Below are 12614 nucleotides of genomic sequence, written 5' to 3' on the forward strand. Positions count from 1 at the left end.
GGGGCATGAAGTCGATTGCTGCTCGGTTTGCATTGGCGGTGAATCGTGTCTTCAAGCGCACAGGTAAGGTGATTGCAGGCCGCTATCACGTTCAGCTTCTCACGTCGCCCCAACAGGTGCGCAACGCGCTTCGTTACGTGCTTCTCAATATTCGAAAGCACTTCAAACAGCGGAACGGCCATCCGCCGCCGGTGAAGATTGACGAAGCCTCTTCGGGCAGCCAGTTTGACGGTTGGCGCGCAAGCTCTGAGAGCTTGCGCGTGAAGGCATCCACCCAGGAAGATGTAGGAGTCGCCAAGGCGGTGGGCTGGCTCCTCAGCAAAGGCTGGCGCAGACGCGGCCTAATCAACCTCTCGGCAATACCTGGCTAAAAACTCTCCCCCACCCAGCGCTCTCGCCGACGCCCAACCCGTCCCGCCTACCAAACCGCCCTTTTCCCTAACCGCCCAACGGGCAACCAAGCCAGGAAGAAGGATGCCCCCGAGGCCTATCCCCAAAGCCTCGCAACCGCAAAGTCCCGCACCCCCCGCCTACCGCCCAACCCCAGCATCCAGCACCGTCAACAATTGATCTGCACTTCCAAGTCGTATCCCCGCCCGCCGTCCTTCCACCAGTAGGCTCGGCTCGCTCGATACCAGGCTTTGGTTGCTCTTCGCTGCTCCCCGTTCCCGAACCTCCACATAGCTCGAATGCGCGAATGCCTCGAACATCGCGGCCTCGCTTTCCGGTACCGCGACCGATACCGCGCCGCGTGGTGCCGCCAGATGGCCTGTGGGTGCGCCCGAGAAGGCGACCGAGATGTTTCCAGAATCGGAGATGGCGTTGACCCGAGCTGCGGCGCGTCGCACCCGAATTGCACCTTGGGAGTTTCGAACGCGGATTGTTCCGGAGACGTCGTCGATGGTGATTTCGCCGCGGTGTCCGATCAGTCGCGTCGAGCCCTCGATGTGGTTGGCGAGGATCTGGCCGCGGTCAGTTTCAATCGTCAAGTTTCCCCGGGTGTTGGCAACGCGCACGTCGCCGCGCCCCGTGTGGAGGTCGAGGGAGTAGTGCTCGGGAACCCAGGCGATTACTTCGATGCTCGGGGTCTGGAGCAAACCCGAGCGCCAGCCGCGTTGGGCGCCGCGCAAAATGATGCGTTCGGATTGAGAATCGAGCTCGAACCGGACCGCCCTGGCGTTGATGCCCCACGCATGAGCGTCAAGACGCACGGCGTCGAGTCGGTGGGTGCGAACGGTGATGTCCCCCGCTTCGAGATCGATTTCGAGATGTCCGCCGTAAACCGTGGGCAGATGCTCTTCGAAGTCCTGTCGACAGCCCGGGCCAAGCGTCCCCAACAGTGCGCAGGCGATCAGTGCGGCGATTCTCGATTGCGGTTTTCCAATACTCATAATTTGTTTCCCGGTCATTCCGATTCTCAATCGGTTGATTCCGGGTTGGGGCCGACCGCATGGGAGCGCAATTCTCACCGCTTAGGGGTCTTAGAGCCGGTGATGGATGAAAGTGACCAGAAGAGCGCCGGGAAAAAACTGGAGGCCGACTGCTGGCGCTAGCTCGCGCCGTTACCGGACGCGATGGCGGGCAAGGTACGGAGCATGATGCTCAGGTCGTTGGTCAGCGACCAAGTATCGATGTACTCGAGGTCGAGTCGCACCCAGCCATCAAATCCGATCGCGTTTCGCCCCGAGACCTGCCACAGGCAGGTGATGCCCGGACGCATCGAAAGGCGTCGTCGCTCGAAGGTCTCGTACTCCGCGACCTCGACCGGGACAGGGGGTCGAGGCCCGACCAGGCTCATGTCTCCGATCAATACGTTGAAAAACTGTGGCGCTTCGTCGAGAGAGTATCGCCTCAGAATGCGCCCGATCTTGGTGATGCGCGGATCCCGGGAAATCTTGAACACCGGTCCGTCCATTTCGTTCAACTCGCTGAGTGCATGGCGATTCGCTTCGGCGTCGACACTCATCGTCCGCAATTTGTACATTACGAAGTGTCGACCGTTGAGCCCGCAGCGGACCTGACGAAAGAATACGGGGCCCGGGCCCGTCAATTTGATCAACGCTGCCGCGATGGCGATTGCCGGTCCCGAGATCAACAAGCCCAGCGCCGCGCCGACAACGTCGATTCCCCGTTTGATCGCTAGTTTGATCACATTGTGGTGCACCGGTGCAAAGCTCAGGGCCGTAAGACTGCCGAACTGCGCCGCCCGGGGCGGAGGCAGGTAGTCGCCGAAGAGGTCTGATAGCAGGGTGATGGGTACCCCCGCGGCCGCGCACGAATCCACCACTTCGATGATGCTGGCGAGCATGGACCTCGGGCAGGCGATGATCACCTCATCGATCACCTGATCGGCAATCAGGCCCTTCATGTCGGTGATCTTGAAAATCAGATTCGGCGCAACGCATGAACCGTCGGGCGGTGTGTCGTTGTCCACGAAGCCGATGATGTGCAGACCCCAATCCGGATTCTGCTCGATCACGCTCTGGACGTAGGCGGCCCGGGGACCCGTTCCTACGATGACCACGTTGCGATCGTAGCGATTCGATTCTCGAATCCAGCGCGAGATGCGGAATACGATCGCGCGAACAATGCACAGCGCGGCGAGCTGAAGCGCAGTGCAGACGATGGGAAATACTAAAGAGATAGGTGGCGCAAAAATGACGACCATCGCCAACTGAGCAATGCCGACGCCCGCACTCAGGGTGAGGACCCGGTGCTGAATATCCCGGAGCCCGGAGCTGCGCTGATTTGCGTAGAGATCGAGGAGTTGAAAGGCTACCGGCCAGATGAGTGTGCAGCCGAATCCAAAGGCGATCAGCCGAAAGCTCGCACTGCCGTCCATCAATTCTTTATCGAGCATCCCCGGAAGCAAAATTGTCGCGAGGAGAACCCCAGCGCAGACAAACAGGTCTGCGAGTTGGTAAAGCGGATCGAAATGTGAGGAATCGTCTCTCAGCAAGTTTGGGTTCGCTCGGAGGTCAGTTTTGCGGGACTTCTACCGCTGCTTCATCGACCGACACACACGTTCTCGTGAGTTTTCTCCCTGCAAACATCTTCGATCCGTGCGGATTTGAACCGAAAATTTCGCGGTCACCACGCGACTGGACGTGCTCCGTTGAGTCCTCAAATTTCCCCTTAGCGTGGAATCGGTTAGTCTTCTCGCCCCCTGAGCTCAACTCAGTGGACTTCCTGAAGGTCCTTCGGGCAAACGCTCTGTTTCCGCTGGGAGAGCTTATGACGGTTCTGACACTCAATACTCCCCGCGCCCGGGGACTCATGGTCTTGACCGCCCATCCCGAGGGTTGCCGGGTTCTCGCCGGTCGTCAGATAGCGCGCGCCCGGGCTGCATTCCCCAAGCCATTGGCAGCGGCCGAAGGCAAGACGGCGCTGATCCTGGGTAGCACCACTTTCGGTTATGGAAGTTCAACGGCCATCGCTCTCAAACAGGCGGGCTTTGCGAAGATCATCGGCCTGGGTTTCGAAACCCCACCCGCCTTCCGCAAGGACAAGGTCGCGATCGCTTCGGCGGGCTGGTACCTCACCTCGGCGTTGCACGGCGCTTATCCCGAGCAGCGAACCTACTTCGCCGACGGCTTCAGCGACCAGACCCGAGACCGGGTGATCGACGATCTGCGGGCGCGAGGCGAACGAATCGACCTGCTCCTGTACAGCGTTGCAGCGCCGCGCCGCAGTCACCTGGGGGAGACCTGGGGATCGGCGCTCAAGGTCATCGGCGAGCCGTACGACGTGCTGGGCCTCGACTACAAAAGTGGCGAGCACAAGGCGATGCAACTCGAACCCGCCAGTGAAATCGAAATTGAACACACCCGGCGCGTGATGGGCGGCGACGACCTGAACCTATGGACCAATGCCCTGCTCTACGCAGACCTCGCCAATCCGGGTTTCAAGGTTGCTGCGCTGAGCTATATCGGTCCCGACTTCGAACCCTTGCGCCGCATCTACTGGGACGGTGCACTGGGTGCGGCCAAGCAACACATCGACTCGACGACCCGCTGCCTCAATGATCGGATCGCGGCACGTCTCGGCGGTGTTGCGTTTACCAGCATGAACCCCGCGGTCGTGACAGGAGCTTCGGTCTCAATTCCGGCCATGCTCAAGTACATCGTCGACTACCTCGGTGTGGTCGACAGCGGCACAGGCACCTATGACGATCCCCTGGAAGTAGGGCTCAACTTTGCGCGAGCACTCTACGGGGACGGAGAGCCCTGGCGTGAGAAGTTGGACGCCGAGGGTCGGCTGCGTCTCGACGACAACGAACTCGATCCAGAGCTTCAAGGAAAACTTCGCGATCTCTGGGAGTCGGGCAAGGAGGGCGAAGTTCCGGCGCTTACGGCGCGGGGTCTGGAACTGTTCAAGCAGGAGTTCATGCGACTCTATGGTTGGGAAGTAGAAGGAGTCGATTACGACGCCCCGGCAGATTTTGCTCCGGTTCTCGGCGAAGAGGAAGGTGTCATCCACCTGATCGACGAGTAGGGATCGGCTTGCTCAGGTATTGACTGGCGTCTGCACAGAAGCGGTAGGGCCGGTTTATGGCTTTGGAGATGCCGATTCGGGGGCAAGTGGCGAGAGTCAGTACTTCGAGTTGTTTTGGCGGGTGGCGCAGCGCGATGGGTTGGCCTCGGGCGATCGATTGCCCATCGTGCTCCGGCAGGATCTCGAATGCCTGCGTGAGGCGACCGGGGCCGGCAGCGATCAGCCTGAGGGAAGAGTCTGCCTTCAGCGATCGATTTCGTCGCATCTGCTCGATGCCCACCAACGGCTGGATCGCGCGAAGCAGGACAGCGGCCGCCGTTCCTTTTGGTTCGCAGACCAAATTCGCACAGGCGTGGATTCCGTAGGAGCGATAGACGTAGAGATGGCCTGGGGGGCCGAACATGTTCCGGTTTCGGGCTGTTTCGCCGCGATGGGCATGTGAGGCGGGGTCCTGACCCCTGCCCAGGTAGGCCTCGACCTCGACGATTTGTCCGGCGAGAAGCCGGCCGTCCGTTGTGCGTCTTACGAGAATCAACCCGACCATTGCGGCCGCGACCTCGAGACACGAGCGCTCGAAGAAGTCTCGCCCGATGTACGAACCGAATTTCACCGGTTCCAGCGTACAACGGACTGATAAATCCTTCATGAAACTTGAGGTTGCGTACGTCTTCGCCGATATGTAGGAGGATGCCCCCCGGCCGAGTCGACCCCGGGGCGAGCAGAAATTCGGGAGTAGCTGGCCGCAATACGATGGCAGATTCGATTGGCGACATGACTCAAGATAGCAACGAAGACCCCACCCAGATCCCCAATAAAGACACGGGCTCAGGCAAGGCGAAACAACCCACGCGGACCGGCGAGGGCGGCAGCTCCGAGAGTTTCGAAGAACCCATGGCTCCGCAATCGCCCTTCGCGTGTTTCGGAATCAACGCCGGCGTGGTGGAAGAAATTCACGAGACATTCCAGGTCGACCCGGGCGCGGTTGATGAAAGCTGGTCCGAAGAATTCGACGACGGGCATTTGGACAACGGATCGAGACCGGCGACCACTCGGGTGACCAAGGTCAACGGTTCGGCGACACATCACGCGGTCGCGACATCGCCCCCGGGCCTGTCCGCACCGCAGCCCCAACAAGAATCTCAACCCCAGCCCAATCCAAACTGGCCCGTCCGCCCAAACCGGCGAAGCGACCACCTCGAATCCCATTTGCTCGCGGCGGACAAGAATGCCCGGGTGCTGCGGTTGATTCACTCGTATCGCGCTCGCGGTCATCGCATCGCCAACAGTGATCCGCTGAGCAGCCAGACCAAGTACTTCCCCGAACTCGATCCAGCTCATTACGGGCTTGGCAATCATGATCTCGACTATCCGTTCAGCACCGGGGATCTGCCCGGGGGTTCGGTTCAGACGTTGCGCGACATTCTGCAACGCTTGAAGTCCACCTACTGCAACAGCATCGGCGTCGAGTACACCCACGTTCAGGACCCGGGTCGCAAGCTCTGGCTTCAGCAACAAATGGAGCGCGACGAGAACCGCTTCCGCTGCGAGCCCGACCAGCTGCGGCGAATTTACGAGAAGTTGTGCAGAGCGGAGATCTTCGAACATTTTCTCCACAAAAAATTTCTGGGACAGAAACGTTTCTCGTTGGAAGGCGGCGAGGTCGTGATCCCCTTGCTCGATTACATCATCGAGCAAGCTCCCCGCTACGGGATCGTCGAGTTCGTTCTGGGCATGAGTCACCGCGGGCGCCTGAACGTGCTCGCGAACGTCTTGCAGAAGCCCCTCGATCTCCTCTTCTCTGAGTTTCAGGACAGTCCGCTGCTCGATCTGCCCTTCGGTTCGGGGGACGTGAAGTACCACAAGGGCTATTCGAAAGATCGCCGAGTCGAAACGGGCGAACGCATTCACCTCACCCTGACCTCCAATCCCTCGCACCTCGAAGCGGTGAATCCGGTCGTCGAGGGACGCACCAAGGCCAAGCAGGTCCGCATGGGAGACTTGGAGGGCAAAAAGATCGTGCCCATCATTCTGCACGGCGATGCCGCGTTTGCGGGCCAGGGAATTGTCGCGGAGACCTTGAACCTCGCGCAGCTCAAGGGCTATTCAACCGGCGGAACCCTTCACATCATCATCAACAACCAGATCGGCTTTACCACGACCCCCGCCGAGGCGCGCTCTACGCTCTACTGTACAGACGTTGCGAAGATGATTCAGATCCCGATCTTCCACGTGAACGGAGACGATCCAGAGGCGGTTCTCCGCTGCGCCGAATTGGCCATGCAGTACCGAGCCCGTTTCGGGGACGACGTCGTGATCGACGTCATTGGCTATCGCCGCCACGGACACAACGAGGGCGACGAACCGGCCTTCACCCAACCACAACTCTACGCAAAGATTCGCAGTCGCCGCTCGGTGCGCCAACTGTTTGGAGAGGCACTCGCCGAGCGCGAAGAACTTGCTGCCTCAGAAGCGGAACAGATCGGGATCGCCGTGAGAGCAGACCTGGATGCCGCGCTCCTGAACGCAAACGTCGGCTCGGTCGATCCCGCCGAGCCGAACGATCCCCAAGGTCCGTGGGTCGGTTTCGCACGCGTGGCTCCCGACGACAATGTCGAAACGGCAGTTCCGATCGAGACCCTGGCCAGAATCGCCGAAGGTGTCGGCAGCGTACCCGACTACTTCAGGCCCCACGCCAAGCTGCGAAACCTGTTGGACAGTCGGCGCCAATCCGTCGCCGATCGCGCGCCCATCGATTGGGGGATGGGCGAAGCACTCGCCTTCGGGAGCCTCTTGCTCGAAGGAGACCGGGTGCGGCTCTCGGGGCAAGACACATCGCGAGGCACCTTCAGTCATCGACATGCTGTGCTGGTCGACCAGGACAGCGGCGAGGAGTACACCCCGCTCGATCATATTGCAGAGCGGCAGGGGCGCATCGATATCTATGACAGCCTGCTCTCGGAGGCAGCGGTACTGGGCTTCGAGTACGGCTACAGCCTGGCCGACCCCGGAACCCTCACCTTGTGGGAAGCCCAGTTCGGCGACTTCGCAAACGGCGCCCAGGTGATCATCGATCAGTTCATCTGCTCGGCCCACGTGAAATGGGGACGCATGAGCGGACTCGTCATGCTCTTGCCCCACGGCTACGAAGGCCAGGGACCCGAACACTCGAGTGCGCGGATCGAGCGCTACCTGCAGACCTGCGCCGAGGATGCGATTCAGGTCGTCAACTGTACGAACCCCGCCCAGTACTTCCACGTGTTGCGACGGCAAATGCGAAGGACCTATCGCGCGCCATTGGTCATCTTGACGCCCAAGAGCCTGCTGCGGCTCCCCGCCGCGACTTCCAGCATTGACGACTTCAGCAACGGCCGCTTCCAACACGTGATCGACGATGAACGAGCGGTACACGACGCGCAGGCTGTGCGCCGGGTGCTTCTGTGCAGCGGCAAGGTCTACTACGACCTAGTCGCAGAGCGAGAGAAGCGCTCAGCCAATGGACCCGGCAGTGTTGCGATCCTGCGGCTCGAACAACTCTACCCATGGCCCAGCATCCGGCTGAACGACTTGATCGCACAGTATCCGCGCACCGAGCGCGTAGTCTGGGTTCAAGAAGAACCCGCAAACATGGGTGCCTGGACATTTGTGCGCGAGCGAATTCAAGACCTGCTCTCTCCGTCCGCCAAACTCGCGTATGCGGGGCGTGTGCCGTCGGCGAGTACAGCCGTGGGATCGACTCGGCTCCATGGCCTGCAACAGGCTGCGTTGGTTCAGGCGGCCTTCGATGGGCTCGACTAGCGCTTACGGGCCCAGCCGCCTTCCCATAGAGACAAAATGATGTCTCGAGTGCGCCGCCCCCAGACCGGATGCGGCTCACCGGTTCGTTCTTCCGCGAGTTCTTCGGCGGCCTTGACGCTCGAAGTGCCTGCCTCCGCCGCGCGTTGCAAGATTCGTTGGGTCACGTTGTAGATCGAGTTCTCCCAACCCCCCTTGCCCTCGAGGTGACGCAATATGAACGGATCTTCGATCAGGTTGCCGGCTTGCTCGTTGCTGCAGGCCACGATGCCCATCCGATTGGCCACATAGTCGGGCACGTAGGTGATTCCGCGTTCGTAGAGGTGGCGGCCGTCGCGGTGTTCTTCGACCAGACAGTTGTTTGCCGCGCCGCAGACGATCGGGGCGTTGATCACCTCGATCGTTTTCGTATCCAGCACACCACCCAGCGCGTTCGGGCAGAGGATGTCCGATGCCTCGGCGAGAATGCTGTTGTCACTGTAGCCGTCGCAGCCGACCTGCCGGACGTCGAGAAAGTGTGAAGGGAAGCGAGATGCCAACTGGGTGCAGCGTTCTTCATTGAGTTCCGAAACCACAACCCGGGCTGCGCCCAACTCGAACAGATTCTCGATCATGTGAGTGCCGACATTGCCAGCCCCCTGCATGGCGATTTGTTTCCCTTCGAGTCCGCCCAGGCCGCGGAAGTCGAGAGCCGCCTCCATGGCGCGGATCACGCCCTTTGCGGTCATCGCGGAGGGATTGCCCGAGCCGCCGAGGCGTTCGGGTATGCAGGTCGCGAATCGCGTGTAGCGAAAGATCACCTCCATGTCGTGGGATGTGGTGCCGGCATCTTCGGCGGTGACGTACACCCCCCGGAGTGAAGTGATGAATTCGCCGAACTCGCGAAATATGCACTCGCGCAGGGCGGGATCGCGCGGTTGGTTTCCAGCGGCATCACCTGGCGCCGCGATGATCGCCTTGCCCCCCGCCCACCAGAGGTCGGCCAACGCGCACTTGCGACCCATCCCCACTGCGAGACGCAGGCCGTCGCGCAGGAAGTGTTCGAGGGTGTCGTACGGCCAGTGGCGGACACCGCCCTGGGCCTGACCCCGGTATGTCTTGTGGATGAAGACACCAAATAACGCATGGCTTTCGGGCCCGACGCCTAGAAACACCGCTTCGTGATCTTGATAGTCTCGTCGATCGCCGGCGAAGAACTCGGCGAGGGCATCAAACTCGGGCGTCGACGCGCGAGGGCCTTCGTCGCCACTGCCTCCGAGTATCATCACACGAGAATGCGCACCTGCGAGCAGTTGCTCGGCAAATTCCTCGGGACGCAACTTGAGCAGTCCTGACATGTGCGCGGATCTCCCAGGTTTGCATCATTGTGAATTGCCCGATGAGTGGGTCGGCTGTTCTAGCGGGCATCTGAACTTGGAATCCGTAGTTTGTTACAGGTGTGCGTTGGCTGCGAATCATCCCGCCTACTCCATTCGCAGGCTGCGCAGTCGGTTGATTGCTGCCGCGATTTCGTGACGACGAGGGCGGGCAAGGTTTCCCGGATGGTGTTCTCCGCTCCCGTACGGGTCGAGGGCCTCCAGGCCTTCGCGGTCGAGCAGTGCGTCGAGTTCGTCGAGAATCACTGTGAGGGTCGCGCCATTTTTCATCGCGTGCTTGCTCGCCCAATGGATCGAGAGCCCGGCAGCTCGGGCCTGGCTGGTGTCCACGAGTTGCGAAACGCCCCGCAGATCGAGATCGCATCGGCCATAGCGGATGACGTTGGGTTCCCGGGCCTCGATCTTGACTCCCTTTTTTCCGCGCGATGCATCGAAGCTTTGCGAAATGGGAATTCGCGGTGGGGGGGATTCGATGGCGCCCCGACCTTCTCGCTGTCGCTTGCCCGGGTTCGCTTGTGCGATCTGCTTTGCCGCCGCGGTTGCGTCGTGCACTTTGTAATCTCGCAGCATGATCACGCGATCCGCGGCTTCGAAGTAGTCGCCGCTTCCGCCCATGACGAGCACGGTCGAAATGCCGAGTACGTCGTGCAGGTCGCGAACGCGATCAACATAGGGTGTGATGGGTTCGTAGCGCTTGTGAACCAGCTCCTGCATGCGCGCGTCCCGGACCATGAAGTTGGTCGCGCAAGTATCTTCGTCGAGCAACAGGCCGCTGCACCCTGCTTCGATGGCTTCGACGATACTGGCCGCCTGACTCGTGCTTCCGCTGGCGTCGTCGCTGCAGAAAGCCCGGGTACTCCGATCGCCGGGGAGTTGGTCGATGAAAGCGTGGATGTCTACCCGTTCGATGCGACGGCCGTCTTCGGCGCGAATCTTGACCAGGCCGCGGTCCGCCACGACAGTCTCGCGTCCGTCGCCCGGGATGTGAGGGTAGACACAGCGTTCGAGCGCCTGCAGCAAAGTCGACTTGCCGTGGTAGCCGCCGCCCACGATCAAGTTGACTCCCTTCGGGATCCCCATGCCGACCCACTGATGAGAACCCGCGCTCGAGATACGGCTGTTGACTTGATTGGGGACATCGATGCAGACTTCAAATTCCGGCGGCGATTCGAAGGGAACCACGTCGGCTCCTTGTAGCGGCCGATCATTCGCCCCGGACTCTCTCGGAAGGATTGCGCCGTTGCCGACAAACGCGATCAATCCCCGCCCCGCGAGTGCTTCGCGAATCGCTTCCTGGTTTTCAATGCAGTGAACAAACGCCGTGACGCGATCAGCGTCGAGGGAGTCGAAGCGAAGCCCCATAAGTGATGCGCGCGGCACCGCATCGCATAGGAGTTCGCCTGCTCGCTTGCCGAGGATTCGCCGTCCCGCCGCGGGCAGCCCGACTTCGAGCCGAGCCTCGATCCAGTCGCCGTCGCGACTGATCCGCACGGCGGTTCGCTCGAGCACTTCCTGGCCGCCTGCGTCGATCCGGATCAGTCCGCTCTTGCCGCTGCCTTCTGACCGGGTTCCTTCTTCCGCTGCAGATTTTCCAATTGCACTGTGAATTGATCGCGCGACGAAGTCGGCGAGGGCCAGGCGCCGGACGGGACCTTCGATCAACTCGGCTGGAAATCCGGCGACCTCCATCGGAACCCGCACGCGGAGTTTCGAAGGTGCAGCAAACGGATCGCCTTGCACGTGGTCGATATACAAGGTGAAGCCATCAAAGGCGTAGGCTCCGCGCAAATCTTTCAACGCGGGGTAACCGCGACCCTCGAGGCGGTGACATTCGCTTTCGAGGGTCGCTCGAGTCCGATTCATCCCGTGCGCGGATCTGGTTCGTCGGCCGCACCGCCTGCACCGCCGATGCCGCTTATGTCCTTACAATGTTCATCGAATTGTTTTTCGCAATTCGTTTCGGCGAAGTTGCAGGCTCTTGCGACATCGCCGAGACGAGTGCCGATGAATTTGGCGTAGTCACAACGCGCCTTGGGGTCTTCGTCGCCGAAGACGGCGAGCGCTTCCAGGTAATGACGGTCGGCTTCCTCGAGTCGGCCCTGCTTGTCGTAGATTCGCGCCAGGTTCCACTTGTTGATCGGGTCGTCGGGGTTGATCGCGACCGCGCGTTCCGAATACTCGAGTGCCTTTTCGCCGTTTCCGGTCATTGCGTAGAAGGCTCCGAGATTCGATATCACCCGATGGTCCAGGGGATGGTGCTTTTCGATGACCTTCAAGAAGGTAAGCCCCTCATCGATATCGCCGGACCGCTGAAAGCGCCCCAGGAGTCGAAACCATTTGTCGAGATGCATGCGCGAAGAGAAAAACTCGAGAGAACTGTCGAGGGCGATGTTCGCCTCGCGGTGGCGACCCGCCAGAATCAGCACGTCGACGCGTCCGATATGGGCGTCCGAGTCGAGGGGTACCGCCGCAATTGCCGCGCCGTAGTGTTCGACGGCGGCGTTCGTGCGCGCGCGAGAGATGCGTGATCGGTTCCCGGGTGCACCGTTACCTTTGTCGCCACTGGGCTGTGAGCGCGCGGTGGCGATCTCGACGTTCGCCAGACATTTATGTGCTTCTCCGTGGTGACCGTCGTCGGACTCGCCCAGCCAGGCTTCGCACAGGGCCCGCGCCCCTTCGGTCGCGCCAGACGACAGCAAGGGGGCCCAGCGATCGAAGGCCTCGCGCGCCTTGCGGTTGCGTGCGGCCGCTCTCGTCGGATTGTGTGTGCCACCCAACTCGCCGATTGGCGGGGCGCTGTCGACCCGCGATGTGAGCGGGCTTTCGCCGTCGGATGCAGGTTCTTCGCTGCATGCAAGCGCTGAGAAGCCCAGGCCGACGAGGCAGCCCACGAGCATCCAGCTCTGCGCTAGCCGGCCCATGGAGCGACTTTGTGTGTGTTGGTTCGCTGTA

Annotated in this window: 9 protein-coding genes; 3 read left to right on the top strand and 6 right to left on the bottom strand. The window is 61.1% G+C overall.

Going from position 1 to position 12614, the window contains the following annotated elements:
• On the top strand, positions 1-371 hold a 371-nt coding region (locus tag IH881_08705), incomplete at its 5' end, for a hypothetical protein (protein MCH7867767.1).
• A gap of 159 nt (positions 372-530) precedes the next feature.
• Here IH881_08705 and IH881_08710 read toward each other — a convergent pair.
• Positions 531-1391: a DUF4097 family beta strand repeat protein gene (locus IH881_08710; GenBank protein MCH7867768.1), complete on the bottom strand. Its 861-nt coding sequence runs from the start codon at positions 1389-1391 to the stop codon at positions 531-533.
• Between the two features lie 158 nt (positions 1392-1549).
• Positions 1550-2959: a sugar transferase gene (locus IH881_08715; GenBank protein ID MCH7867769.1), complete on the bottom strand. Its 1410-nt coding sequence runs from the start codon at positions 2957-2959 to the stop codon at positions 1550-1552.
• A gap of 275 nt (positions 2960-3234) precedes the next feature.
• Between IH881_08715 and IH881_08720 the strand changes: the two genes are divergently transcribed.
• Positions 3235-4494 (top strand): hypothetical protein, encoded by a 1260-nt coding sequence (locus IH881_08720; GenBank protein MCH7867770.1) that lies wholly within the window; start codon positions 3235-3237, stop codon positions 4492-4494.
• Here IH881_08720 and IH881_08725 read toward each other — a convergent pair.
• Positions 4472-5140, bottom strand: coding sequence for a DNA-3-methyladenine glycosylase (locus IH881_08725; GenBank protein MCH7867771.1), 669 nt, complete (start codon positions 5138-5140; stop codon positions 4472-4474). The two genes, IH881_08720 and IH881_08725, sit on opposite strands and share 23 nt — an antisense overlap.
• Positions 5141-5385: 245 nt before the next feature.
• Between IH881_08725 and IH881_08730 the strand changes: the two genes are divergently transcribed.
• Positions 5386-8289, top strand: a complete 2904-nt coding sequence (locus IH881_08730) for a 2-oxoglutarate dehydrogenase E1 component (GenBank protein MCH7867772.1) — start codon at positions 5386-5388, stop codon at positions 8287-8289.
• Here IH881_08730 and IH881_08735 read toward each other — a convergent pair.
• From IH881_08735 to IH881_08745, 3 genes are all read right to left on the bottom strand, one after another.
• Complete coding sequence (locus IH881_08735; protein ID MCH7867773.1) at positions 8286-9623, bottom strand: Glu/Leu/Phe/Val dehydrogenase; 1338 nt, start codon at positions 9621-9623, stop codon at positions 8286-8288. The two genes, IH881_08730 and IH881_08735, sit on opposite strands and share 4 nt — an antisense overlap.
• Positions 9624-9749: 126 nt before the next feature.
• A complete protein-coding gene (locus tag IH881_08740) occupies positions 9750-11525 on the bottom strand; it encodes an ABC-ATPase domain-containing protein (protein ID MCH7867774.1) in 1776 nt (591 codons plus the stop codon).
• On the bottom strand, positions 11522-12583 hold the full coding sequence (locus IH881_08745) for a tetratricopeptide repeat protein (GenBank protein ID MCH7867775.1): 1062 nt from the start codon (positions 12581-12583) through the stop codon (positions 11522-11524). The genes IH881_08740 and IH881_08745 overlap by 4 nt, the downstream gene beginning before the upstream one ends.
• Positions 12584-12614 lie beyond the last annotated feature (31 nt).

The organism is Myxococcales bacterium (assembly GCA_022563535.1).
Taxonomy (GTDB): Bacteria; Myxococcota_A; UBA9160; order UBA9160; family UBA4427; genus DUBZ01.

Coding starts and splice junctions, on each gene's coding strand:
- IH881_08710 (MCH7867768.1), bottom strand. CDS start 1,391: ATGAGTATTGGAAAACCGCAATCGAGAATCGCCGCACTGATCGCCTGC.
- IH881_08720 (MCH7867770.1), top strand. CDS start 3,235: ATGACGGTTCTGACACTCAATACTCCCCGCGCCCGGGGACTCATGGTC.
- IH881_08725 (MCH7867771.1), bottom strand. CDS start 5,140: ATGAAGGATTTATCAGTCCGTTGTACGCTGGAACCGGTGAAATTCGGT.
- IH881_08730 (MCH7867772.1), top strand. CDS start 5,386: ATGGCTCCGCAATCGCCCTTCGCGTGTTTCGGAATCAACGCCGGCGTG.
- IH881_08735 (MCH7867773.1), bottom strand. CDS start 9,623: ATGTCAGGACTGCTCAAGTTGCGTCCCGAGGAATTTGCCGAGCAACTG.
- IH881_08740 (MCH7867774.1), bottom strand. CDS start 11,525: ATGAATCGGACTCGAGCGACCCTCGAAAGCGAATGTCACCGCCTCGAG.
- IH881_08745 (MCH7867775.1), bottom strand. CDS start 12,583: ATGGGCCGGCTAGCGCAGAGCTGGATGCTCGTGGGCTGCCTCGTCGGC.